At 62.2% G+C, this 23,799-nt stretch carries 20 protein-coding genes and 1 riboswitch; of the genes, 10 read left to right on the top strand and 10 right to left on the bottom strand.

The features are described from left to right. Window positions 1-517: 517 nt before the first annotated feature. Complete coding sequence (locus QQL79_RS08125) at window positions 518-1,168, bottom strand: DUF2161 domain-containing phosphodiesterase (protein WP_284389686.1); 651 nt, start codon at window positions 1,166-1,168, stop codon at window positions 518-520. 181 nt (window positions 1,169-1,349) lie between these two features. On the opposite strand from QQL79_RS08125, the gene murB reads away from it, so the two are divergent. From murB to QQL79_RS08140, 3 genes are all read left to right on the top strand, one after another. Beyond that, complete coding sequence (murB, locus tag QQL79_RS08130; RefSeq protein ID WP_284389688.1) at window positions 1,350-2,336, top strand: UDP-N-acetylmuramate dehydrogenase; 987 nt, start codon at window positions 1,350-1,352, stop codon at window positions 2,334-2,336. Window positions 2,337-2,400: 64 nt separating this feature from the next. After that, entirely contained in the window at window positions 2,401-3,015 is a 615-nt protein-coding gene (locus QQL79_RS08135; RefSeq protein WP_284389690.1) for an NADPH-dependent F420 reductase, read from the top strand. Window positions 3,016-3,167: 152 nt separating this feature from the next. After that, the gene (locus tag QQL79_RS08140) at window positions 3,168-4,175 is read left to right on the top strand and encodes a WD40 repeat domain-containing protein (RefSeq protein WP_284389692.1); all 1,008 of its coding nucleotides are present in this window, start codon (window positions 3,168-3,170) and stop codon (window positions 4,173-4,175) included. Here QQL79_RS08140 and QQL79_RS08145 read toward each other — a convergent pair. After that, a complete protein-coding gene (locus tag QQL79_RS08145; protein ID WP_284389694.1) occupies window positions 4,172-4,996 on the bottom strand; it encodes a hypothetical protein in 825 nt (274 codons plus the stop codon). The genes QQL79_RS08140 and QQL79_RS08145 overlap by 4 nt on opposite strands. Before the next feature lie 131 nt (window positions 4,997-5,127). Between QQL79_RS08145 and QQL79_RS08150 the strand changes: the two genes are divergently transcribed. Beyond that, window positions 5,128-6,195, top strand: a complete 1,068-nt coding sequence (locus tag QQL79_RS08150; protein ID WP_284389696.1) for a hypothetical protein — start codon at window positions 5,128-5,130, stop codon at window positions 6,193-6,195. Between the two features lies 1 nt (window position 6,196). After that, on the top strand, window positions 6,197-6,430 hold the full coding sequence (locus QQL79_RS08155) for a hypothetical protein (protein ID WP_284389698.1): 234 nt from the start codon (window positions 6,197-6,199) through the stop codon (window positions 6,428-6,430). Window positions 6,431-6,472: 42 nt separating this feature from the next. Here the strand turns inward: QQL79_RS08155 and QQL79_RS08160 are convergent, their stop codons facing one another. Together QQL79_RS08160 and QQL79_RS08165 are read right to left on the bottom strand one after the other, a co-directional pair. Beyond that, window positions 6,473-7,567, bottom strand: coding sequence for a ribonucleotide-diphosphate reductase subunit beta (locus QQL79_RS08160; RefSeq protein ID WP_284389700.1), 1,095 nt, complete (start codon window positions 7,565-7,567; stop codon window positions 6,473-6,475). A 182-nt stretch (window positions 7,568-7,749) separates the two neighbouring features. Next, the gene (locus QQL79_RS08165; RefSeq protein ID WP_284389702.1) at window positions 7,750-10,650 is read right to left on the bottom strand and encodes a ribonucleoside-diphosphate reductase subunit alpha; all 2,901 of its coding nucleotides are present in this window, start codon (window positions 10,648-10,650) and stop codon (window positions 7,750-7,752) included. A gap of 108 nt (window positions 10,651-10,758) precedes the next feature. After that, window positions 10,759-10,913, bottom strand: a riboswitch (cobalamin riboswitch). A gap of 104 nt (window positions 10,914-11,017) precedes the next feature. Here QQL79_RS08165 and ligD point away from each other — a divergent pair. Genes ligD through QQL79_RS08190 form a run of 5 tightly spaced genes read left to right on the top strand, consistent with a single transcriptional unit; the run spans window position 11,018 to window position 16,880 of the window. Then, complete coding sequence (gene ligD, locus QQL79_RS08170) at window positions 11,018-13,447, top strand: DNA ligase D (RefSeq protein WP_284389704.1); 2,430 nt, start codon at window positions 11,018-11,020, stop codon at window positions 13,445-13,447. Window positions 13,448-13,488: 41 nt separating this feature from the next. Next, window positions 13,489-14,385, top strand: a complete 897-nt coding sequence (ku, locus tag QQL79_RS08175; RefSeq protein ID WP_284389706.1) for a non-homologous end joining protein Ku — start codon at window positions 13,489-13,491, stop codon at window positions 14,383-14,385. Window positions 14,386-14,388: 3 nt separating this feature from the next. Next, a complete protein-coding gene (locus QQL79_RS08180) occupies window positions 14,389-15,465 on the top strand; it encodes a tetratricopeptide repeat protein (protein WP_284389708.1) in 1,077 nt (358 codons plus the stop codon). After that, on the top strand, window positions 15,466-16,110 hold the full coding sequence (locus QQL79_RS08185) for an alpha/beta hydrolase family protein (protein WP_284389710.1): 645 nt from the start codon (window positions 15,466-15,468) through the stop codon (window positions 16,108-16,110). Beyond that, the gene (locus QQL79_RS08190; protein ID WP_284392844.1) at window positions 16,107-16,880 is read left to right on the top strand and encodes an exodeoxyribonuclease III; all 774 of its coding nucleotides are present in this window, start codon (window positions 16,107-16,109) and stop codon (window positions 16,878-16,880) included. Before QQL79_RS08185 ends, QQL79_RS08190 begins: the two co-directional genes overlap by 4 nt. Here QQL79_RS08190 and QQL79_RS08195 read toward each other — a convergent pair. The 6 genes from QQL79_RS08195 to QQL79_RS08220 all read right to left on the bottom strand — a co-directional run bounded on the left by QQL79_RS08195 (window position 16,877) and on the right by QQL79_RS08220 (window position 23,739). Next, complete coding sequence (locus QQL79_RS08195; RefSeq protein ID WP_284389712.1) at window positions 16,877-18,151, bottom strand: L-fuconate dehydratase; 1,275 nt, start codon at window positions 18,149-18,151, stop codon at window positions 16,877-16,879. The genes QQL79_RS08190 and QQL79_RS08195 overlap by 4 nt on opposite strands. 21 nt (window positions 18,152-18,172) lie before the next feature. Continuing rightward, window positions 18,173-19,231 carry an ABC transporter ATP-binding protein gene (locus tag QQL79_RS08200; RefSeq protein ID WP_284389714.1) on the bottom strand — a complete coding sequence of 353 codons (1,059 nt, stop codon included), beginning with the start codon at window positions 19,229-19,231 and terminating at the stop codon, window positions 18,173-18,175. A 25-nt stretch (window positions 19,232-19,256) separates the two neighbouring features. Further along, entirely contained in the window at window positions 19,257-20,126 is an 870-nt protein-coding gene (locus QQL79_RS08205) for a carbohydrate ABC transporter permease (protein WP_284389716.1), read from the bottom strand. Beyond that, window positions 20,116-21,048 (bottom strand): carbohydrate ABC transporter permease, encoded by a 933-nt coding sequence (locus QQL79_RS08210; protein WP_284389719.1) that lies wholly within the window; start codon window positions 21,046-21,048, stop codon window positions 20,116-20,118. Before QQL79_RS08210 ends, QQL79_RS08205 begins: the two co-directional genes overlap by 11 nt. A gap of 65 nt (window positions 21,049-21,113) precedes the next feature. Beyond that, window positions 21,114-22,337: an ABC transporter substrate-binding protein gene (locus QQL79_RS08215; RefSeq protein WP_284389720.1), complete on the bottom strand. Its 1,224-nt coding sequence runs from the start codon at window positions 22,335-22,337 to the stop codon at window positions 21,114-21,116. 79 nt (window positions 22,338-22,416) lie between these two features. Then, window positions 22,417-23,739 (bottom strand): alpha-L-fucosidase, encoded by a 1,323-nt coding sequence (locus QQL79_RS08220; protein WP_284389722.1) that lies wholly within the window; start codon window positions 23,737-23,739, stop codon window positions 22,417-22,419. Window positions 23,740-23,799: the final 60 nt, after the last annotated feature.

Consider the following 23,799-nt stretch of genomic DNA (forward strand, 5'->3'; position numbering starts at 1 on the left):
GGAATAGAAAACCTGATTACTGTTCACTTTCGGCCAAGTGAACGGCAGCTCTTGGGAAAAGGTAGTACCCACCCAAACGATGGGAGATGGGACCCATTGGCTCACCCCGTGAGCGCCCATGCATGACAGCTATCAAGAAGTTTCGATCACGGCGGGAACGACCGCAATGGGGTCGAAACCGGCCAATGCAAAAAACTTATCCCCGCCCCCAAACCCCATGCCATCATACCCCCATCCCCGCCAGTTACGCGGTCCCGACGCAGGGCCGGGTGGGGAGACCGTGGGAGAGGGGCGCCTTTCCAGTGGGGTTGGAAACTCGGCAGCCGGGCCTGCAATAATGGTACCGCCTGAACCGGACCTTGCGCAAAAGCGGATCGTAACGGGCGGCCATTGGTCCGTTCTTTAGATTTCGGAAGGCCCAATGGCCGCCCGTTACCGTATAACCGCGACGCCTCCGGGCCGGGCGGCAATTTCGGCTGTTCGGCCAGCGCCCTACGGCAAATGGGCGAACGACCGTTCAGCCTTGCGGCGGCGCGACCGCGGCTCTGCCGAGTTCGGTCAGGCCGTAGATGCCTCGGCTTTCCCGCACGAACCAGCCATAGACGTTGCTTCTGAGAATTGTCGGGGCCCTCGCAACCAGCGCTTTCAGCTGCTTGGGGCTTTGTGGGCCGGTCAGCAGGGAGGTCGCGCATAATATGCAGTCCTGGCGGTATGCGGTCATGATCGGCTTGCCGCGTCCCCCGCCCTTCTGCGGGTCGCCGACCCGGCGCCTGTGCTCATCGAGCAGTCGAGAGCGCCGTTTGGCATCCCGGCGCGGTGCTACAGCGAAAGGCGCGACGATGACATCCACCACGCCGGAGGCCGAAACGGTCACGAGGCCAAAGCCAAGACGCCGGCACAGATTGCGGAAACGTGCGTCGTGCTCGCGGCCCTTTCCGGTCTTGGAGGCGCACGCGGCAAGCCAGACTTCGTCGCAAAATGCCGCCCGCTTGACCCCCTGCATGACCAGTTCGAGATTGAAGGCCAGCTTCATCTCGCAAACGATGACGACCGGCGGCTCGCCCTCTTTGACGCCCACCAGATCGCAGCCGTTGATCTCGCCTTTGACGGCGTAACCGGCGCCTTCCATGAAAGCCTTCAGGGGAAGGTAAAGATCGGTCTCGGCCATCAAGCTTGTTGGGGGTTCAGCTGCATAGAGGCTTGATGTAGCCGAGTCTTAAAACCCACGCAGCGCCTTTCTGGCCCAGCGTCCTGGCTCAAGGCACAATCGCCGCCCCTGCGCGCCGGTTATTCTCCCCCGCCAAATCATGCTAAACCGCGTCACGACTCCGAAGGCACCGCTCGACACCATGCACCTGACGCAACACTTCGATCTCTCCGCATTCAATACGATGGGCCTGGTTTCACATGCCCAGTTTGGCGCAGTGATCGCCGAGCGCAGACAGGTCGATGAGGTGGCGCGCTTCGCCACATCGTCTGGTTTGCCCGCTCACTTCATCGGCGGCGGCAGCAATCTCGTGCTGCGGGATGAACTGGCTGCCATTGTCGGCGTAATGGCGATCAAGGGCCGCAATATCGAACGCGGCCCCGATGGAACTGTAATCGTGACGGCACAGGCGGGCGAGGATTGGTCGGAATTCGTCGGCTGGACGGTGTCGCAGGGCATCGGGGGCCTAGAAAACCTGGCGGGCATACCGGGCACGGTCGGCGCGGCGCCCATACAGAATATCGGGGCCTATGGGCTCGAGCTGGCAGACCGGTTTCAGTCGCTGACCGCATGGGACAGCGTCGACCACAAGGAGCGCGTTTTCGAGCGGGACGAATGCCAGTTCTCCTATCGGCAGAGCCTCTTCAAGCAGGCCGGCGGGCGCTTTATCGTTCTCGACGTAACCCTTGCCCTGCCGCAGGAATGGGTGCCGGTGCTCTCCTATGCGGGGCTGGACAATTTGCCGGCTGATGTCGATGCCGCCGCCGTCATGGAGCGTGTGCTTGCCATCCGGCGCTCGAAACTCCCCGACTGGCACGTGCTGGGCAATGCGGGCTCATTCTTTCACAATCCCGTGGTCCAGCCCGCAGTCGCTGACGGCATTGCGGGCGTCCCCCGCTATCCGCAACCGGACGGAAGGGTCAAACTCTCGGCGGCATGGCTTATCGATGCCTGCGGCCTCAAGGGGTACCAGGAAGGCCAAGCGGCCGTTCATAAGGATCATGCCCTGATCATCGTGAACCGCGGCGGCGCCACATATGGGGATGTTCACAAGCTCGCCTCGACGATCAAACACGCCGTAGAGGAGCGGTTCGGCGTGGTCCTCACCCAGGAACCGATCGAGCTCTAGCACCACCCCCTTGCGCCATCGTGGCTTCGCGCTCACCTTGCCATAAGCAAGATGGAGGTCGGCCATGAAAATAGGCGTAATGGGAACCGGAGAAGTCGGCTCGACAGTCGGCGGCAAGTTGCACGCTCTGGGACATGAGGTGGTTTTCGGCTCGCGATCGCCGGGCAGCGACAAGGCCCGGCAGCTAAGCGCGGAAACGGGCATCCCGGTTGCCAGTCATCAGGACGCGGCCGCGCATGGCGAGTGGATAGTCAATGCCTTGCCGGGCGAACAAGCCATTGCGACGCTCACCGGTTGCGCCCTCGCCGGCAAGATACTTGTCGATATCGGCAATTACGAAGCGATCGTCCACGGTCCGATCGCCACGCCCCTGGGCCTCGCGCTCCAGGCGGCGTTTCCGACGGCGCGGCTCGTCAAGACTCTCAACAGCGTCAGCGCCCATCTCATGGTCGATCCGGCCAGCCTGGGCGCGGATCACACGGTGTTCGTCGCTGGCGATGACGCTGGCGCCAAGGGCGAGGTCGAGGCGCTGCTGCGCAGTTTTGGCTGGCGCTCCATCCTGGATCTGGGTGATCTCACCGCCTGTCGCGCCATGGAAGACCTGGTGCCGATGTGGATGCGCCTGTTCGGCAAGTTCGGCGATCCCAACTTCAATCTGCTGGTGGCTCGGCAGAGCTGAGCCGGTAGCCCAAGGTTCGCAATGAGGAACCCGGTTCGCAAATCAACGGCAGTGTGAATGCACTTGCCATCGACATCGAAGCTGCCGCCATCATCGAAATATTCCCGACATAATTGGCTGCACAATTTCGAGGGGACATTTTGGGGGTAACGATGCGGATATGGGCCGGCCTGGTCGCGATCATCGCGGCCGCAGGGGCAATCTATGGTTGGGGTATTGGCTTCTTCTATCCCTGCGGACCCGTGGATCGCATCGTTAGAACCAGCGATTGCCGCATCGTGACGACCTTCGATGCCAGCCAGCTACAGGCGCTGCTCAAGCTGCCCAATGGCAATTTGCTGACCGTCGCCCGGCAGGACGGCCCCGACCCCACCGAACTTCAACGCCTGCTCGAACTCGATCCGGAAAACGGCGCGGTATTGTCGGAAACCGCGATTACCGGCCTGCCGCCAGGCGCCAGTTGGATGAATGCGGCAGTGTCGCCAGCTGGCGCGCAATTGGCCGCCACCATGCTGGATCAGCAAACGGCGGTGATCGATCGCGCGAGCGGTAAGGTCACCACGCAATTTCCGCCCTATTCGGTCGGACTGGTGGGTTTTGACGGTGAGGACCGGGTGCTGATCGACCGCGGCGAAATCAGTTCCGAACATCCGCCGGATATTGCCGCACAGGTGTTTTCCGCTCGCGACGGCAGCGCATTGGGGCAGCTGACCGATGGTGCCGCCAAACTCATCTACACCGGAGGGGTCTCGCAAGCTTTCTCGCCGGATGGGACATTGCTTGCCCAGCATGTCGAAACCCGTGGCGATAGCGGCGTCGTGGCCCTGCGGCTGGCCGACGCTGCCTTCCAGAGCTGGTCGGGGCAATTGCTGACCGCGCCGCTGGGCGCCTGGCGCATGCAATTATTGCCCTGGATCTGGTTCAGCCCCGACGGCCGTTACGTTGCGGCCTCCTTCGATGGCGCATCGGTCTGGGGCAAGGATACCTCGGCCCTGCTGATCTGGGACGTCCAGTCGCTGGACCTGATCCAGCGGCTTCCCACCCGCAGCGGCGAAATCGAGAACCTGGTCTGGCTCGATAATGACCGCGTCGCCATGACACGGTTCGATCTCGGTTCCCGGCGCGGCGAAATCCTCACCCTGCCGGTAGCCCGGCGCTAAATCAGCGCCGGGCGCGTCAGGCTGCTGCGGTGCCGCGTGGGCGATGCGGCCAACCGGGCTGCAAGCGCCTGGCGCGCTTCAGCACCGCCCTGGCGCAATTGCTGCAATTCCTCGGCGCGCAACAGCACCAACGGCACGATCGTCACGGGCGAGAGCGGGGTATCGTCGATCCGCGTCGGAAAATCCGGTTCCGGCGCACCGATCAGTACGCCTACGCTGTCATCATCGGTCGTGAAACCTGGCGGCAGCTGCGCGGCGATGGCGTAGCTCCGGCTGACGCCGGGGATTTCCATGGATAGCACCTTGTAGCGCGCCAGTTGTCCGCTGATGCCACCGGCACCGGCAATGGTTCCTGCCACCTGGTTCAGCAGCTCGAATGCCCAGCTCTTGCTCAATCCGCCCACATCGCCCGCTGCCCCAGCCAGGTCGGGGTCGATGTCGGCGGTCTCCACGAAGAGCTCCAGCTCGAAGCCGTTGCCTGCGCCTGCAACACCATCGAACGGGTCGGAAAGACCATCGGTTGCCAGGACGATGCCATGCGGCCGCCGCACGATGCGGAAGGCCTGACGCGTCGAGGGCCAGGCGGGGCCACCGGTAAAAGTCGGGCTGATCAAATGGGTCAGGACATCGTCTTCGACCTCCCCTACCCCCGCCCAGTATTCATGCCGCCGGCGCAATGTTTCCTCGAACGCCTGTTCATTGTCCACGCTGCTGGCCGCCGGGGTCATGGCTGCCGGCGCAGGTTCGGCTGCTACCGGCTTGCTTGCGCCCTTCCCGGTCTGTCCCGTCAGCAGCTCGCGCAGTTTATCAAACAGGCCCATCGTGCTTCTCCTCTGTCAGGCACCAAGGTGGCCAGCAAATGCGACAGGGCTGCGACCAACGCTGAATTGTCATCATGCCGCCGCAGAGAGCATCGACTATTTGGTGTGCACATACCGCCGGGGGCCAATAAATGCCGGGTTTTTGGAGATGTTCATGGTCTTCCCTGGTGGGCCTCGGGGCGATTGCGCTTGCCGTGATTTCGTTCGGAGCGGCGCCAGCCCTGGCCGCGTCCTACACAATTGGCGACATCCGATTCGACTTGCCGGGGAAAGCGCGGGGCTGGAAAGTCCAGGAAGGCGAAGGCGGCAGCTTGGCCCTGGTCAAGGCCGTCAACACCGATGACGGTGGCAAAGGCGGCGCGTTCATCCAGGTTCCGTCTCCGACCAGCCAAGGCGCCTTTGCCGACAATTTCGCCGCTATGGCGGCCATCCTGCCCGAGCTGCGCGACGAAGACCCGGTCATCGAACGCACCGGGACCACGATGGACGGGTACCCCGTCATGCTCAGCGATGTTTGTTGCGGCTATCGTGACGACATCCTGGTGGCGTCCATAGCGGTCGGCATGCAGCGGCCCGATGCCCAGTATTTCCTGGTGCTGGTAATGATCAATCTCGACTCCGACGAGCGGCGGGCGCTGGAAGAAGAATTCGCTTTCGCCATACGGTCGGTGCGCAGCAAGAACGAGGAAACGCCGGCTGTTCTCACCCCGGCCGAGGGGGCTGGCGGTCTTGAAGGCGTCTATACCAGTCTGCAAACCAGTCTGATGCCCAATCTGTTCGGCGGGATGGATTTCACCGCCGAGAGCGTGATCCTGGCCTTCGATCCTTCGGGGCTCTATAGCAGCGAGATTCCCGCTGCCGGGGTCAGCATGCAGGATCATTGCACGGCACGGCTCAAGAGCTGCGGCACCTATGCCTTGCGCGGCGGCGGCTGGTTTGGCGGGGCCGACAGCATCGAGTTGGCGCAGATGAGCAACGATTACGGCATCGTCGAAACGGAGACGGAGACCTTCTCGCGCGATGGCGACAACCTCGTCATCGATGAGGATGACTACCGCCGCATTCCGCCCCTGCCGCGGGGCACACAGCTTGACGGTAGCTGGCGCTATTTCTGGGGCGTCCAGCGGGATGACCGCGACGTCATCGGGCGGGGTATCCAGCGAGCGCCTGCTGACAATGACGCCGGACGGGCGTTTTGAGATGACCGGATGGTCCGGCGTCATGTCGTCCAATGCCAGCGGCGACACCAGCACCTCCGTCACCGCTTCCAGCAATCGTCCCAATATGAGCGGCCGCTACGAAGTGGATGGCTATACCCTGAAGTTGACCGGCTCGGATGGCAGCGAGAAGACGCTCAGCCTGTTCTTGCCCGATGCCGGTTCGGATGGGCTGCTGGTGATCGACGGCAACAATTACCTCAAGAACGAAGATTGACTGGGCCCGCCTGCCGACGGGCCCGGCACGAGCAGAACGCCGTCAATCCCAGCTGAGCGCGCCGCCGTTCTGGTATTCGATAACGCGCGTCTCGAAGAAGTTCTTCTCCTTCTTCAAATCCATCGCCTCGCTCATCCAGGGGAATGGATTTTCGGTTTCGGGGAAAACCGCCGCCAGCCCCAACTGCGCACAGCGGCGGTTGGCGATGAAGTGCATATATTGCTCGCACAGCGCCGCATTGAGCCCCAGGAAACCGCGCGGCATGGTGTCCCGGCCATAGGCCGCTTCCAATTCGGCAGCCGTCTTGATCATGCCGCGAACCTCCTCCTGGAACTCCTTGATCCAGACATGGGGGTTCTCGGCCTTGATCTGGTTGATGACGTCGATGCCGAAATTGAGGTGAATGGACTCGTCGCGCAGGATGTATTGGTACTGCTCGGCAATGCCAACCATCTTGTTGCGGCGGCCCAGCGAGAGGATTTGCGCGAAGCCGGTATAGAACCACATGCCCTCGAAGATGACGTAGAACGCCACCAGGTCGCGCACGAAGGCGCGGTCGGTGTCCGGCGTGCCGGTGGTGAAATCGGGATCGTCCAGGTGCTGGGTGAAATTCAGCGCCCAGGCCGCTTTGTCGGTGATCGAGGGCACTTCGCGATACATGTTGAACAGCTCGCCCTCATCAAGGCCAAGACTTTCCACGATGTACTGGAAGGTGTGCGTATGCACTGCCTCCTCAAAGGCTTGTCGCAGCAGATATTGCCGGCATTCGGGATTGGTCAGATGGCGATAGATCGCTAGCACGATATTGTTGGCCACCAGGCTTTCCGAGGCTGCAAAGAAGCCAAGATTGCGCTTGAGCGTATGGCGCTCATCGTCGGTCAGCCCGTCCTTGGACTTCCACAGTGCGATATCGGCCTGCATGGAGACCTCGGTGGGCATCCAATGGTTGTTGCAGCCATTGAGGTATTTTTCCCAGGCCCATTTGTATTTGAGCGGCAGCAGCTGGTTCACATCGGCGCGGCAATTGATCATCGCCTTGTCGTCGACGGAGACGCGGCCGCCGTCGCGGTCAATACGGGCTTCGCTGGTGGGGATAGGCGCAGGCTTGGCGGCGTCGGAGGACCAATCGAGAGACATTTTGGGATTCCTTGAATTTTGGAGATGTGTTGACCGGAGGGCGATCTCTCCACCCCGTCATCACGGGGCTTGTCCCGGTGATCCATGTTCAGCGTATGCGGAGCGGTGGATTGCCCGGACGAGCCGGGCAATGACGGTGCGAGGAGATGAGTGCTGGTCACATCGGTCGGCGATGCGTGGTCTTACTGGCAGGCTTCGCAGTCAGGATCGTCGATCAGGCAAGCCGGGCCATCCAACGCCGGCATCACCAGTGCAGTCCGCACCGGGGCCGCTTCGACAACCGGGGCCGCCGCGACCGGCGCGCTCACCGCCACAGCATTGAGCTTGCCATCCGTGCCCTTGAGTGTCGATTTCTCGACATGGGTCGCCGAGCGCGAGCGCAGGTAATAGGTCGTCTTGAGCCCCGCCTTCCATGCCGAGCGATAGAGTTGATCCAGCGCCTTGCCCGAGGGGTTCGCGAGATAGAGGTTCAGCGATTGCGACTGGTCGATCCACTTCTGCCGGCGCGAGGCGGCATCGATCAGCCAGCGCGCATCCATTTCGAAGGCCGTCGCATAGATCGCCTTGAGATCGTCCGGCACCCGGTCGATCTGCCCCACCGAACCGTCGAAATATTTGAGGTCCGAGATCATCACCTCGTCCCACAGGCCCCGCGCCTTGAGATCGCGAACAAGCTGCGCATTCACCACGGTGAAATCGCCAGACATGTTCGATTTCACATAGAGGTTCTGATAGCCCGGCTCGATCGACTGGCTGACGCCGCAAATGTTGGAAATTGTTGCCGTTGGGGCGATGGCCATGGTGTTGGAATTGCGCATGCCCACGGTCTTGACGCGAGCCCGCAGCGTCTCCCAATCAAGCCGCTGGCTGCGGTCGATATTGATCTCGCTGCGCGTCTTGGCCAGCAATTCCTGGCTATCGATCGGCAATACGCCCTGGCTCCACAGTGAGCCCTGGAACGACGCATAAGCGCCGCGCTCTTCGGCCAGATCGGTCGAGGCCGAAATGGCGAAATAGCTGATGGCCTCCATAGAGATGTCGGCAAAATCGACGGCCGCATCCGAGGCATAGGCAATGCCCTGGGCCTGCAGTGCATCGGCAAAGCCCATCAGCCCCAGCCCTACCGGACGATGCCGCAGATTGGATTTCCGCGCCTCGGGGATGGTGTAGAAGTTGATATCCACCACATTGTCCAGCATGCGCATGGCGACATCGACTGTGCGCTTGAGCCGCACCAGATCGAGCTCATTCGGCCCGATATGAGCAAGCAGGTTGATCGAGCCGAGATTGCAAACCGCAACCTCGTCCTTGTTCGTATTGAGCGTGATTTCGGTGCAGAGATTGGACGAATGCACCACGCCGACATGCTGTTGCGGCGAGCGGATATTGCAGGGGTCCTTGAAGGTGATCCAGGGATGCCCCGTCTCGAACAGCATGGTCAGCATCTTGCGCCACAGATCGAGCGCCTTGACCGTACGATGCACCTTGAGCCCACCCGCGGCTGCCTTGGCTTCATAAGCCTCATAGGCCGTCTTGAAAGCCGGGCCATAAAGGTCGTGCAGGTCCGGCGCCTCATCGGGCGAGAACAGTGTCCAGTCGCCGCCTGCCTCGACGCGCTCCATGAACAGATCCGGCACCCAATTGGCCGTGTTCATGTCATGCGTGCGGCGGCGGTCGTCGCCGGTATTCTTGCGCAGGTCGAGGAATTCCTCGATGTCGACATGCCAGGTTTCAAGATACGCGCAGACTGCGCCCTTGCGCTTGCCGCCCTGATTGACGGCAATAGCGGTGTCATTGGCGACCTTGAGGAAGGGCACGACGCCCTGACTCTCGCCATTGGTGCCCTTGATGTGAGCGCCCAAGCCCCGCACGGGCGTCCAGTCATTGCCCAACCCGCCAGAATATTTGGCGAGCAGTGCATTGTCCTTCACCGCCTTGAAGATGCCGTCGAGGTCGTCGGCGACGGTGGTCAGGAAGCAGGACGATAGCTGCGGCCGCAGCGTGCCCGAATTGAACAGGGTCGGCGTCGAGGCCATGAAGTCGAAGCTCGACAGCAGGTCGTAAAACTCGATAGCCCGCGCCTCGCGGTCGATCTCGCGCACCGCCAGCCCCATGGCGACCCGCATGAAAAAGGCCTGCGGCAGCTCGAACACATTGCGCTGGACGTGCAAAAAGTAGCGGTCGTACAGCGTCTGTAGCCCCAGATACTGGAACTGGGTATCCCGCTCCGGCTTGATCGCGGCGGCGATGCGCTTGATATCGAAGCGCTGTAGTTCGGGGTCGATCAGCTCGGCGGCAATGCCCGTGCTCAGATAGTCCGGGAAATAGTCGGCATAACGCGTCGCCATATCGGCCTGCGTTGCCTGTTCGGGCCGCCCCGACACGTAGCTCAGGGCCTCGCGCCGCAGCTTATCGAGCAGCAGGCGGGCCGAGACATAGGCATAGTTCGGTTCGGTTTCGACCAGCGTGCGGGCAGCCAGGATCGGCGCCAGCGCCAGCTCGTCGAGGGAAATGCCGTCGTAGAGATTGCGGCGGGTTTCTTCCAGAATCGTTGCTGACGCAGTCCCTTCCAGGCCATCGCAAGCCTCGGCGATCACCGTCGCCAGCCGTGCCTCGTCCAACGGGACAAGAGCACCATCTGTCAACTTCATCCGCAACACGGCGGTTACCGTTTCAGGCACCTTTGCCGCGCCGCGGGCCCGGGCATGCTCTTCGCGATAAAGCACATAGGCTCGGGCCACCTTCTGGTGTTCGCCGCGCATCAGGGCCAGTTCCACCTGGTCCTGCACGTCTTCGATGTGGAAGACGCGGCCGTCCTTGGCGCGGCGGGTCAGGGCGGCGAAGACTTCGGCGGTGAGGCCTTCGACGATTTCATGTACGCGGCGCGAGGCGGCCGCCTTGTTGCCTTCGACAGCGAGGAAGGCCCTGGTCAGCGCCACGGCGATCTTGGATTGATCGAACGGCACGGTGCCGCCATTACGTTTGATGAGCGAATAGCCCGGCTCGGCGGTGGCGTGACCGGGCGCAGAAAAGGCCGGTGGCGCAAGGGTTTCGGAGCGGAGAAGCGTTTCAGTCTGTGACATTGGACCCCCATAGTCCTTAGCTGGATGGCGGGGGCGAATGGGCGCGCGCGGGTTCCGGATGTGCCGGCAAAGCTCCGCTGGCGACCAACCGGGACACCCCGCCCGTGGACGTTCTAACCTGTCGCGGCAGGTATCTGGCTGGCGTGCCAGGGCACGCTTTCACAGTTGCGGGGGCAGCGCCGGACTGGGGCCCAAGGCCCGCACCGGCTTCCCTATTATCACACGTCCTTGCGACCCGCGTGACCACGACACACCATATGTTGTGTTCCTCATCGTGATTCACGTCAAGGGCTTGTTTGGCGAGCTAATGCTAGCAGACTGTTAACATTGGGCTGGCATTTGGGCTGCTCCCGTGTAGCTTTTCGGCATGGCCAGCGAAAAACTCCAGACCTACCGCCGGAAACGCGATTTCTCCAAGACCACAGAGCCGGTCGGCGCGGGCAACGAGACCGGCAATCGATTTGTCGTGCACAAGCATTCGGCGTCCTCCGACCATTACGACCTGCGGCTCGAACTCGATGGCGTGCTCAAAAGCTGGGCGGTGCCCAAGGGCCCGTCGCTGAACCCGGCCGACAAGCGGCTGGCAGCGGCGACGGAAGACCATCCGCTCGACTATTTCGATTTCGAGGGCGTGATCCCCGAGGGTGAATATGGCGGCGGGCCCATGATCGTCTGGGATTGGGGTGTCTGGGCGCCGATGGGCGATCCGCATGCCGATCTGGAAAAGGGTAGTTTCAAGTTTCGCCTGGCTGGGGAGAAGCTCAATGGCGGCTGGATGCTGACCCGGCTCAAGGGCAAGCCCGAGGACAAGGGCCGGGACAATTGGCTGCTGTTCAAGGAACGCGACCCGGCAATGGATACCGAGGTCGATATTCTCAAGGAACGACCGGAAAGCGTCAAAAGCGGCCGGCGCATCGAGGAGCTGGTTGCGCCCCCTGCCCCCGTTAAACGGGTCAAAATCATGCCGGGCAAGGCAGCCGGGGCGATCAAGGGGCCGATGCCCGACAAGGTCGACCTGCAATTGGCCACGGCCGCCGAGGCACCGCCGAAGGATGCCAGCGGCTGGCTGCATGAGATCAAGTTCGACGGCTACCGGACATTGGCGTTCATCGAGGCCGGCAAGACACGGCTGATCACCCGCGGTGGCCTTGATTGGACCCGCCGCTATGGCGACCTGCCCGAGGCCTTTGCGGCGCTCGATTGCAAACAGGCGGTTATCGACGGCGAAATCGTCGTGCTGGATGACGATGGGATCAGCCGCTTCGGCAAGCTGCAGGATGCGCTTGCCGAAGGGGCCAGCCACAAGCTGGTCTTTTATGCCTTCGACCTGCTCTATCTCGACGGTTGGGACCTGCGCGGCGTCGAACTCACCAAGCGCAAGACGCTACTGGCGCAGCTCCTGGCGGGGCATATCAATGCTCGCTCTGCCCTGCATTACAGCGATCATATGGAGGGCGATGCCGGCCCGCTTTACGGCCTGGCATCGGAGAAGGGTCTTGAGGGTATCGTCGCCAAGCGCGCCAAGGGCACCTATCAAGGGGGCCGTTCCCCGGGGTGGCTCAAGGTCAAGGCGCTCAAGACGGGCGATTTCGTCATCGCCGGCTACACCGATTCCGAAGATGCAGGCGGCATTGGCGCTCTGGGCCTGGCCGAATGGGTCGATGGCGAATTGCATTATCGCGGCAAGGTCGGCACGGGGTTTGACGCGAGCACCATGCGTGCGCTGCTCAAGCGGCTCGCGCCCATGCGCATTGCCGACAAGCTGGATGGCGCGCCACCCGATGTGCTGCCCGTGCGCCCTACCCTCACGGCACGCATTCAATATGCCACGATGACCACCGATGGCCTGCTGCGCCATTCGGTGTTCAAGGGACTGCGCGAGGTGGAGCTGACAACGCCGGCAACCCAGCCCCGCAAGCGCATTATCTCGGATGCCGACCTAGCCGGCATCTGGGTGACCAACCCGACGCGGCGGCTATTCGGCAAATCCGGCCCGACCAAGCTTGATATCGCAGTCTATTACGCCGCCGTGGGCGACTACATGCTGCCCCACCTGTTCAACCGGCCGGTGTCGCTGTTCCGCTGCCCCAGCGGCAGCACCAAGGATTGCTTCTTCCAGCGCCACGCCTTTACCGGCATGCCCCCGACCATAAAGGTGTTCGAGACCAAGAATTCGGATGACGAGACGCGAACCTATATCTCGGTCGAGGACGCCAAGGGCTATCTGGCGCTGGCGCAGTTCGGTGTGGTCGAATTCCACGTCTGGGGCACCCATGAACGCCATCTGGACAAGCCTGACCGGGTGATTTTCGACCTCGACCCCGGTGAGGGCGTGGAATGGCGCGACGTGGTCAATGCGGCGGTGCATCTGCGGGGCGAGCTGGAGGGCATGGGGCTCGCTCCCTTCGTCAAGACCTCGGGCGGGCGCGGCGTGCATATCGTCGTGCCGATCAAGCAAAAGCTGGGCTGGAAACAGGTGCACCAGGCATCTTCGGCCATTGCCAGCCGGCTGGCGGCGACGGGGCGCGATACATTCGTCACCCTGATGGGTGCCGAGAACCGCAAGGGCCGCATCTTCATCGATTTCTATCGCAATGCGCGTAGCGCCACGGCTGTCGCCGCCTATTCCTTGCGGGCGCGGCCCCATCTGCCAGCATCAACGCCAATTGATTGGCGGGATCTGGAGTCCATCGACTCTCCGCTGGACCTCAATTATTCTTCACTTCCGGGTCTATTAACCACGTCAGGCGACCCCTGGGCCGAAATTAACGAGTCCGCACGGGATTTGCCCGCATGATTTCTTGTGGTGAGGAAGTAGTTCGCGCGTAGGAGGCAAGAATGGCCGCGAGAGCAAGTTGGAAGGGCCAGCTTCGGCTGAGCCTGGTGAGCTGTCAGGTAAAGCTGTTTCCGGCGACCAGCGCCTCGGAGCGCATCAGCTTCAACCAATTGCACAAGGACACGCATAACCGCATCAACATGAAGGCGGTGGACCCCGAATTGGGTCTGGTCGAGCGGAGCGACCTGGTGCGCGGCTACGAATACGAGCCCAAGCAATATATCATCATCGATGATGCCGATCTCGACGCCGTGCGCATCGAATCCAACCACACGATGAACATCGAGGCCTTTGTCGATGCCGGCGAGGTGGACGTGCTCTATCAGGACACGCCCTATTACCTGGCGCCCGACGGGGCCATGGCCGAGGAAACCTTTATCGTGCTGCGCGAAGCGCTACGCAAAAGCGGCAAGGTCGCGATTGCGCGGCTGGTGCTGACCAGTCGCGAGCGCGTGGTGACCATTGGCGCCCGCGAAACCGGCATGTTCGTGACCACGCTGCGCAACCCGAACGAAGTGCGCGGCACTGCCGAATATTTCGACAATATTCCCGTCGGCAAGCCGGACCAGGAAATGCTCGATCTGGCGCAAAAGCTGATCGAGCAGAAGGTGACGACCTTCAATCCCAAGGATTACGAGGACCGCTATGAGCAGGCGCTGATGGCCATGATCCGCGAGAAGCTCAAGGGCCACAATCCGATCATTGCGGCGGCGCCCGAACGGGGTAATGTCATCAACCTGATGGATGCGCTCAAGGCCAGCCTTGGCGAAGCCAAGCCGGCCGCCAAGAGCAAGCCCAAGGCGGTCCCCAAGGAATCGCCGGTCAAGGCATCGCTGAAGGCGGCGCTGGAAGCGTCCAAGGCTGCGGCACCAAAGGCGGCACCGAAGAAGAAGGCCTAAATCATGCAATTGCGCGGGGAGAGCTTTGGCGTCGTCGGCGCCCTGCAGGCCTTCCCGCTGCGCCTTGCCGCCAGACGTGTCGAAAGCCATGGCGGACGGCTGCACCGCAATGTGACCCGCGCGACAACCTGCGTCGTTTTCGGCCGCACGCTGCTCGCGCGGCAGGACGAAGCCGAAATCGAACGCCGGGTTGGGGGCGTGCCGCCCAATGCCCGAGCCCTCAGCGAAAATGGGTTTCTGCGCCTGCTGGGCTCACTGCCCCCGGTTCCCGCCGCTAATATCAGCCGGCAATCGATACTCGAGCAATCGGGATTGGCGGGGCCGGTTTTTGACATGCTGGCGCTGTTCGACGCTTTCGAACATCATGCCGAGCCATTCTCGTTTCGCGATGTGATCCTTGCCAAGAAATATGCCGGCCTATTGGCAAGCGGCGCGGCATGGAGCGCGGTGGCGCGATCGGTGCACCAGATCGGGCCGGTGGGCTCGCTGACGGCCCTCACGCTGCATCCGGCGGGGACGGAGAAGATCGTCAGCCTCGACGCTCATTCCTTTGCCGAGCTGGATGGGCAGCGTCTTCTCGCCCTGCCCGAAGGCGATGACGAGGCGGAGGACTATTTTGGGCTGGCGGAGACCGCCGAGGCGGCGGGCCTGCTGGCGGAGGCCGCCACGCTCTATGCCCATTGCTCCTCCATCGACCCCAGCGACGCCACGGCGCCGTTCAATCTGGGCAATTGCCTGCGTGCGCTCAACCATGCCGAGGAGGCCGCATTGGCCTATGCGACGGCGCTCAAGCGCGATCCCGGCTTTGTCGAGGCCTGGTTCAACTATGGCGGCCTGCTGCGCGACGCGGGCAAGCTCAAGGCGGCGCGCCAGCATCTGACCAAGGCGGTCGAGCTCGATCCGGATTATGCTGACGCGGTCTATAATCTGGCGGCGATTGCCTATGATGGGGATGACCTGGCGGCGGCGCGGCAATATTGGCGGCGCTATCTCGAACTCGATGCCACCTCGGATTGGGCCAAACGGGCGCGGGCCGGCATAGTGGTGGCGGATCAACACTTACGGAAATCGGCGGGCTAGATGGCAACGGACTTTCTCTTTGACGGGCCGGAAGATGCCCGGATCACGCTGCTCCTCGCCCATGGGGCCGGGGCGCCGATGGATTCCCCGTGGATGGCGAATGCGGCCGCATTATTGGCTGCCCGGGGCCTGCGCGTTGCGCGCTTCGAATTTGGCTATATGGCCAGCCGCCGCACTGAAGCGGGCAGCAAGCCGCCGCCCCGCGCCGAGAAGGTGATGCCGGAATTCATCGCGGCCGTGGACGATCTCGGCCCGACCAATGGCCCGCTGATCATTGGCGGCAAATCCATGGGCGGACGGGTGGCCAGCATGGTTGCCGATCCCCTGTTTGCCGCCAAACGGATCGCGGGGCTGGTCTGCCTGGGCTATCCCTTCCATCCGCCGGCCAAGCCGGACCAGCTGCGGACCAAGCACCTGATCGAGCTGCAGGCGCCAGCACTGATCGTCCAGGGAACACGCGATCCGTTCGGCACGCCGGAGGAAGTGGCCACCTATGGGTTGCCGCCGACGATTGAGGTGAAATTCCTCGAAGACGGCGACCATGATCTCAAACCGCGCAAGGCGGTGTCGGGCTTTTCGGCCGCGGACCATATGAAAACCATGGTCGAGACAATCGAGGCCTGGGCCGGGCGGATCGCGCCCTGAAGATCGCCACCTACAATATCAATGGCATCAATACCCGGCTGGCCAATCTGATGGATTGGCTGGCCGATGCTGCGCCCGATGTGGTGTGCCTGCAGGAACTCAAGGCCAGCGAGCGGCAGTTTCCGGCCGGTGCGCTGGCCGATGCGGGCTATGGCTCGGTTTTCCTGGGGGAATCGGTCTGGAACGGCGTGGCTATCCTGGCCCGCGGGGTGGAGCCCGTGCTGACGCGCACCGGACTGCCGGGCAATGAGGATGACAAGCAGGCGCGCTATATCGAAGCGGCGGTCAATGGGGTGATCGTGACCTCGCTCTATGCGCCCAATGGCAATCCGCAGCCAGGGCCGAAATTCGCCTATAAGCTGGCCTGGACCGAGCGGCTGCTCGACCATGCGGCCGAGCTGTTCGGCACCGGGCTGCCGGTGGTGCTGGCGGGGGACTACAATATCGTGCCGGAACCGCGCGATATCTACGAGACTACGTCCTATCGCGACAATGCGCTGGTGCAGCCAGAAAGCCGGGCGCTCTTTGCGCGGCTGCTGGATCAGGGCTGGACCGACGCGCTTCGTAAGGTGCATCCGGACGAGACGGTCTACACCTTCTGGGACTATATGCGGAACCGTTGGCCCCGCAATGCCGGGCTGAGGCTCGACCATTTGCTGCTGAGCAAGCCGCTGGTGCGCCGGCTGGCCGATGCCGGTGTCGACCGGGACGTGCGCGGCGCCGAGCACGCCAGCGACCATGCGCCGGCGTGGATCGAGCTGAGGGACTAGCCGGCGAAGGTATTCGCGCGGATCGATTCCGGCTTCATTTCGATGGAGAAGCCCGGACGTACAGGCGGCATGTATGCGGCGTTCTGGATCAGGCAGGGATCGATGAAATGCTCGTGCAGGTGATCGACATATTCGATCACCCGGCCCTCCTTGGTGCCGGAGACCACCAGATAATCGATCATCGAGAGGTGCTGGACATATTCGCAGAGGCCAACGCCGCCAGCATGAGGCCAGACGGGCAGCCCATATTTGGCTGATATCAGGAGGACGGAGAGCACTTCGTTGAGCCCGCCGATGCGGCAGGCGTCGATCTGGACGATGTCGATGGCGCCATCCTTGATGAACTGCTTGAACAGGATGCGGTTCTGGCACATTTCGCCGGTGGCGACCTTGACCGGCGCTATGGCCTGCCGAATGGCGCGGTGGCCGGAGATGTCGTCGGGGCTAGTGGGCTCCTCGATGAAATAGGGATTGAAGCGGGATAGCGCCTTGACCCAGTCGATGGCCTGGCCGACTTCCCAGACCTGGTTGGCGTCGATCATCAGCAGGCGATCGGGGCCCATGATGGAGCGCACGATTTCGAGGCGCCTTATGTCGTCGTCGAGATCGCGGCCCACCTTCATCTTGATGTGGCGGAAGCCCTGCTCCACCGCTTCGGTAGCCAGGCGGGTCAGCTTTTCGTTGGAATAGCCCAGCCAGCCGGCGCTGGTGGTGTAGCATTGATAGCCCTCGGCTCGGAGCGTGGCGATGCGGCTGGCCTTGCCGGGCTCGGCTTTGCGGAAGATTTCCAGGGCCTCCTCGGGCGTGATGGCGTCGGTGAGGTAGCGGAAGTCGATGATGGCGACGAGCTGTTCCGGCGTCATCTCGGCCACGAGCTGCCAGACCGGCTTGCCTGCGACCTTGCCCCAGAGGTCCCAGACGGCATTGACCACGGCGCCGGTTGCCAGATGCATGGCGCCCTTGTCGGGGCCGATCCAGCGCAATTGGCTATCGCCGGTCACGTGCCGCCAGAAGCGGCCGGGATTTTCGGCGATCCAATCGAGATCGAGCCCGACCACGCGGTCATGCAGCGCCATGATGGCGGCGCAGACCACCTCATTGCCGCGCCCGATAGTGAAGGTCAGCCCATGACCCTCATGAGGACCATCAGTGCCCAGGATGACATAGGCGGCAGAATAATCGGGGTCGGGATTCATCGCGTCCGAACCGTCGAGCGAAGCAGAAGTTGGAAAGCGCAGATCGTGCGTGGAGAGGGACGTGATCTTTGTCATGGGCTTCAAAAATGGTTTGAATCAGAAAGCGATACGCTTGCCGCTGGCCTTGTCGAACAGGTGCATGCTGCCCAGCATTGGCGACACGGTGAGGCGCGATCCGGGCACGGCAACGATACGTTCGCGTAACGCCGCAGTTACGGCTTCGCCCGAGATATCGAGCACGATATGGGTTTCCGAGCCCGTGGGCTCGACCAGCGTGACCAGCGCGTCGAGCCCCTCCTCCGTTACCGCCAGATGCTCGGGCCGCAAGCCGACAATGACCTCCTGCCCCTGCTCTACCGGCGCCTTTGGCGGCAAGGGCCAGACGGTGCCCCCCGCGGTTTCCACGCCCTGCCCCGATACGGTGCCGTGAATCAGGTTCATGGCCGGCGAGCCGATAAAGCCGGCGACGAAGACATTGGCGGGGGTGTCGTAGAGTTCGAGCGGGCTGCCGACCTGCTCCACGTAGCCGTCCCGCATAACGACGATCCGATCGGCCATAGTCATGGCCTCGATCTGGTCATGCGTCACATAGATGGTCGTGGCCTTGAGGCGCTGGTGCAGTGCCTTGATTTCCCCGCGCATGGCGACGCGCAGCTTGGCATCGAGATTGGACAGCGGCTCGTCGAACAGGAACACCGCCGGATCCCGCACGATGGCCCGGCCCATGGCGACGCGCTGGCGCTGGCCGCCCGACAGTTCGCGCGGATAGCGGTCGAGCAGATGGCCGAGATCGAGAATATCGGCGGCGCGCTGGATGGTTGCCTCGATCTCGTCGCGGCTGCGCTTGGAGAGCTTGAGCGAGAAGGCCATGTTGTCGCGCACCTTCATATGCGGATAGAGCGCATAATTCTGGAACACCATGGCAATGTCGCGCTCCTTGGGCTGGAGGTCGTTGACGATCGTGCTGCCGATGCGGATGTCGCCATCCGAGATGGTTTCGAGCCCGGCAATCATGCGCAGCAGGGTCGATTTCCCGCAGCCCGAGGGGCCGACGAGCACGACGAATTCGCCATCGGCAACGCTGAGATCGATGCCGTGCAGGATTTCGAGCGAACCATAGAATTTGACCACATCGATCAGGTCTACGCTGGCCATGAGCCTGGTTTCCTTTGCATTGATATCAGCGGCCGCCGAAGCCGGAGCCGACGGTGATGCCTTTGTAGATGAGCTGCTGGAGAATGATGGCGAGGACGATGCCGGGGATCATCGAAAGGGTCGCGCCCGCCATGATGTAGTTCCACGAGGTGCCCTGCTGGGTCTGGAACATGGTGAGGCCCAGCGGCAGGGTCGCATGGTCCATGCCGTTGACCACGATCAGCGGCCACAGGAAATTGTTCCACTGCCCGATAAAGGTGAACAGCGACAAGAGGCCAATGGCCGGCAGCGAGAGCGGGATGATGATCGAAATCAGTATGCGCAGGCGCGAGGCCCCGTCGATCAGCGCGGCTTCTTCCAGCTCCTTGGGGATGGAAAGGAAGAACTGCCGTAGCAGGAAAGCGCCGAACGAGCTGAACGCCATGGGCAGGATCATGCCCTGATAGGTATTGATCAGGCCCAGGCGGCTGACGATCAGGAATAGCGGGATGACCAGCATGACCTGGGGGATCATCAGCGTGCCAAGATAGGCTACCAATATGCTTTCGCGCCCTGGGAATTTCAGCCGGGCAAAGGCATAGGCGGCCAGCGACGAGACGATGATAGTGATCACCGTAACGCTGCCCGCCACAATGAAGCTATTGAGGAAGAACTTGCCGAATGGCAGGCGCAGCCAGGCCTCGGCGAAATTGCCCCATTGATATTCTGTCGGAAGGAAGCGTGGCGGCACCGCCAACACTTCGTTGTTGCCGCGCACGGCATTGGAGACCATCCAGAAGAATGGAAAAAGGAAGAGCAGTGCGACCAGCGTCAATCCGGCATGGCTGATGGTGTCGAGCACCAGCGTGCGGGTTTGATGCGGTGGTTTGCGTGGCGTGCGAACTCTAGCTGTCATAGTGCACCCATTTGCGCTGCAGCCAGAACTGGAAGCCGGTGAGCGCCATGATCATGACGAACATCACCCAGGCCAGCGATGAGGCAAAACCCATCTGATAGTTCTGGAACCCATTGGTGTAGATGGCAAAGCCGAGCGTTGCCGTGGATGAGCCCGGACCGCCGCGGGTGATCACATAGATCTGGTCGAAGACCTGGAGCGAAGTGATCGCCGTCATCACCGTGCCGAAAAACACGGTGGGAGAAATCAGCGGCAGGCGGATTTTCCAGAACCGGTCCCAGGCGGAGGCGCCGTCGATCTTGGCGGCCTCGAGATAGCTCTGCGGCACCAGATCGAGCGCTGCGTTGAACAGCACCATATTGTAACCCACGCCGGCCCAGAGGGTGACGATGATCACCGCCTGCATGGCAAGCTTGCTATCGAGCAACAGGTTGGGAACGGTCAGTGCCAGGGTCTGGAACAGATAGTCCATGACCCCGCCGGGCGTGAAGATCAGCAGCCAGACGATCGAAACGGCGATGGTGGGCGTGAAGGTGGGGATGAAGAAAATCACCCGGAACCAGCGCTGGCCGCGTTTGAGGCTCGAAATCCATACCGCCAGGGTCAGCGAGATCACAATATTGAGCACCAGATATTCGACCGTGAAGAACAGGGTATTGCCCAGGACGTTGAAGAAGGCCGGATCGGTGGTCAGCAGGCGGATATAGTTGGAGAGGCCAACGAATTGCGGCGGCGCCAGCAATTGCCAATTGGTGAAACTTAGCCCGAACGAAGCGATGATCGGGATCAGCATGAAAGCCAGAAACCCGAGCAGGCTGGGCAGCAGGAAGAGAAACGCGGTGCGCGTCTCATAGGCAGAGATCTTGTTCCGGCGCCTGGGGCGCGGGGCGGTCTTGGCTTGGGTCGAGACGATATCGGCCATTGGTCCTCGCGGGTGGCTCATGCGGACGGCGGACCCGGAGGCCCGCCGCCACAGGGAGGTTTCGCTTACTGGCTGGCGGCCAGGCTCTGGATGTTCTGCATGGTCTGCTCGGCCGTGGCGCTGCCGGCAAAGGCCAGCGGGAAATACTGGTTGAACAGATTTTCCACCGCGTTCCAGTTGTTGGTGATCCGGTAGGTCGCCGAATGGGCCAACGAGTATTCGAGGGCCTCGCGCGCCCCGGCCACATCGGCAGCGGCGACATCGTACCAGGTGCCTTGCTGGGCCGTGCGGGCAGGCAGAGCGCGGCCTTCGGAGGCCAGGAATGTCAGGGCGTCCGGGCCGGTCAGCACCTGGATTGCCTTCCAGGCAGCGTCCTTATTCTGGCTGGAGGCGGCGATGCCGAAGCCAGAGCCGGCCGTCACCGCGGCCAGTTCCTCGGTACCGCGCGGCAGCGGGGCGAGGCCGATCTGGAACTTGACGGTGTCGATCTTGCCGATCATGGCCCAGGGGCCATCGACATACATGCCGATATTGCCGGCGTCGAAGCGGCCGGAAATGAAGGCGCCGGGATCGGCACCCGAAGCGACCACCGGGGCGGCCTTGTCGGTAACCACCAGATCGATCATGCGCGCCGCGACGGCCACTGCGTCGGGATTGGCCAGATCGAGCTGGCCATCGGCATTGATGTAGCTGGCGCCCAGCGCGGCCGAGAAGAGCGAGAAATTCTGCGGCGTGAGGCCTGCGCCGTAATTGCCGTCCTTGGTGAGAGCCTTGGCGGTCGCTACATAATCATCGAAGGTCCAGCCGGGCTTGGGGTATTCGACGCCGGCGGCATCGAACATGTCCTTGTTATAGAACATCATCCACGGGCCTACGTCGTAAGGCAGGCCATACACCTCGTCATTGGCCGACATGCCGCCGATAATCGAACCGTCGAACGCGCCGATATCGAATTTATCGGTCTCGATGCGCGCATTGAGCGGCTCGAGGATGGCGTAGAAATTAGGCATGCGCAGCGACTGCATGGCTACGATGTCGCCCAGCTGGCCCGAGGCCGCCAGCACCGGCAGCTTGGTCCAGTAATCGTTCCAGGCCGAGGTCTGCAGCGTCACCTTGATCTCGGGATGCACCTCGGTGACCATATCGGCCAGGTGCTGCCAGGCGGCGATGTCGTTTTCATTGCTGCCCCACATCTGCCAGGTCAGGTTCACCTGATCCTGGGCAAATGCGGATGCAACGAAACTCGTGCTCATCACGGCGATGGCCGCCAGATGCTTCAACGTCTTCATGGGATTTTCCTCCTCTATCCCTGGTTCATGTCCGAATGACCCGACATCCCTCCAGCGCCGGGCCATCCCTGGCTTGATGTCAGTCGTTCAGGATCAGCTCGATCACGGGGACCGTGACGTTGGGCTGCTTGACCGGCAGTTCGAGCGTGATCGAGCCCTGCGGCACCGCGACGCCGATATTGCTGTCCACAGTGGGTTCGGGCGTCAGCCAGCGCACCTCGCTGGCGTCGTGCAGGAACTGCGCATATTTGAGCTTGTCCCCGAGCCCATCGATATGGATGTGGCGGAACGGCCAGCTGTAGATGTGCAAGTAGAGGCGGTTGCCCTTCTGCGTCAGGCGGCAATCCTTGGGCGCCTGGAACGTACTGGGTCCAGCGCCATAGATGGAGCGGGAATTGAGCCGCATCCATTCGCCATAGACAGCCAGCGCGTCATTGGCGCGGCTGTCGAAGGTGCCGCGACCGGTGGGCCCGACATTCATCAACAGATTGCCGCCGAGCGAAACGGTATCGACCAGCAGCTTGATCAGTTGCTCGGGGTTCTTCCAGGTTTCCTCGTCGCGGTAATAGCCCCAGGAGCCGCTGAAGGTGTGGCAGGCCTCCCAGGTCACGGCCTGGCCATTGATCCTGGGGGCGGCGCGCGGGGTATACTGCTCGGGCGTGGTGATATCGGGCAGATAGCCTTCCTGCCCGATCAGATCGAGCCGATTATTGACGATGATATCGGGCTGCAGCTGGCGCACCATGGCCAGCAATTCCTCGCTCTGCCAATCCTGCCGGCCCTTGCCGGGCAGGTTGCGATAGGTGCGGTTGGGATAGCTGAAATCGAACCAGATGACGTCGATCTTGCCGTAACCGGTGAGGAGTTCGCGCACCTGATCGCGCATATAGGAGGCGTAATTGGAGATATTGCGGCCCACATTCATCGCCGCCGCATCGTCGGCATTGCGCTGGGGATGGTGCACATCCACGCCGAAATCCTTGTGGTGCCAATCGATCAGCGAATAATAGAAGCCGATCTTGAGGCCCTCGGCCCGGAAAGCGTCGACGAAGGGCTTGAGCAGGTCCTTGCCATAGGGCGTGTTGGGGGCCTTGTAGTCGGTGACCTTGCTGTCCCAGAGGCAGAAGCCTTCATGGTGCTTGGTGGTCAGCACCACATATTTCATGCCGGCTTCGCGTGCCCGGCGGGCCCATTCCTTGGGGTCGTAGAGATCGGGATCGAAATTGTCGAAATACTTCTGATAGTCGGCAGTCGTGATTTCTTCGCGGTTCTTGAGCCATTCGTGGCGTGCGCCCAGGGCATAGAGGCCCCAATGGATGAACATCCCGAAGCGGTCCGCAACGAACCAGTCCTTCTTGTCCTGAGCCAGGACCAAATCTTTCACCGCAATCTGCTCGTTCATCAGTCTCTTCCCTAAATTCTTGGCTGACTAAGGGCGCAAGGAGCCATCCGCTCTCCAGCA

It is taken from the genome of Devosia yakushimensis (genome assembly GCF_030159855.1).
Classification (GTDB): Bacteria; Pseudomonadota; Alphaproteobacteria; order Rhizobiales; family Devosiaceae; genus Devosia; species Devosia yakushimensis.

Bases quoted from the DNA above. Each gene is read 5' to 3' on its own strand.
- QQL79_RS08125 (WP_284389686.1), bottom strand. From the start codon at position 1,168: ATGGCCGAGACCGATCTTTACCTTCCCCTGAAGGCTTTCATGGAAGGC.
- murB (WP_284389688.1), top strand. From the start codon at position 1,350: ATGCACCTGACGCAACACTTCGATCTCTCCGCATTCAATACGATGGGC.
- QQL79_RS08135 (WP_284389690.1), top strand. From the start codon at position 2,401: ATGAAAATAGGCGTAATGGGAACCGGAGAAGTCGGCTCGACAGTCGGC.
- QQL79_RS08140 (WP_284389692.1), top strand. From the start codon at position 3,168: ATGCGGATATGGGCCGGCCTGGTCGCGATCATCGCGGCCGCAGGGGCA.
- QQL79_RS08145 (WP_284389694.1), bottom strand. From the start codon at position 4,996: ATGGGCCTGTTTGATAAACTGCGCGAGCTGCTGACGGGACAGACCGGG.
- QQL79_RS08150 (WP_284389696.1), top strand. From the start codon at position 5,128: ATGCCGGGTTTTTGGAGATGTTCATGGTCTTCCCTGGTGGGCCTCGGG.
- QQL79_RS08155 (WP_284389698.1), top strand. From the start codon at position 6,197: ATGACCGGATGGTCCGGCGTCATGTCGTCCAATGCCAGCGGCGACACC.
- QQL79_RS08160 (WP_284389700.1), bottom strand. From the start codon at position 7,567: ATGTCTCTCGATTGGTCCTCCGACGCCGCCAAGCCTGCGCCTATCCCC.
- QQL79_RS08165 (WP_284389702.1), bottom strand. From the start codon at position 10,650: ATGTCACAGACTGAAACGCTTCTCCGCTCCGAAACCCTTGCGCCACCG.
- ligD (WP_284389704.1), top strand. From the start codon at position 11,018: ATGGCCAGCGAAAAACTCCAGACCTACCGCCGGAAACGCGATTTCTCC.
- ku (WP_284389706.1), top strand. From the start codon at position 13,489: ATGGCCGCGAGAGCAAGTTGGAAGGGCCAGCTTCGGCTGAGCCTGGTG.
- QQL79_RS08180 (WP_284389708.1), top strand. From the start codon at position 14,389: ATGCAATTGCGCGGGGAGAGCTTTGGCGTCGTCGGCGCCCTGCAGGCC.
- QQL79_RS08185 (WP_284389710.1), top strand. From the start codon at position 15,466: ATGGCAACGGACTTTCTCTTTGACGGGCCGGAAGATGCCCGGATCACG.
- QQL79_RS08195 (WP_284389712.1), bottom strand. From the start codon at position 18,151: ATGACAAAGATCACGTCCCTCTCCACGCACGATCTGCGCTTTCCAACT.
- QQL79_RS08200 (WP_284389714.1), bottom strand. From the start codon at position 19,231: ATGGCCAGCGTAGACCTGATCGATGTGGTCAAATTCTATGGTTCGCTC.
- QQL79_RS08205 (WP_284389716.1), bottom strand. From the start codon at position 20,126: ATGACAGCTAGAGTTCGCACGCCACGCAAACCACCGCATCAAACCCGC.
- QQL79_RS08210 (WP_284389719.1), bottom strand. From the start codon at position 21,048: ATGGCCGATATCGTCTCGACCCAAGCCAAGACCGCCCCGCGCCCCAGG.
- QQL79_RS08215 (WP_284389720.1), bottom strand. From the start codon at position 22,337: ATGAAGACGTTGAAGCATCTGGCGGCCATCGCCGTGATGAGCACGAGT.
- QQL79_RS08220 (WP_284389722.1), bottom strand. From the start codon at position 23,739: ATGAACGAGCAGATTGCGGTGAAAGATTTGGTCCTGGCTCAGGACAAG.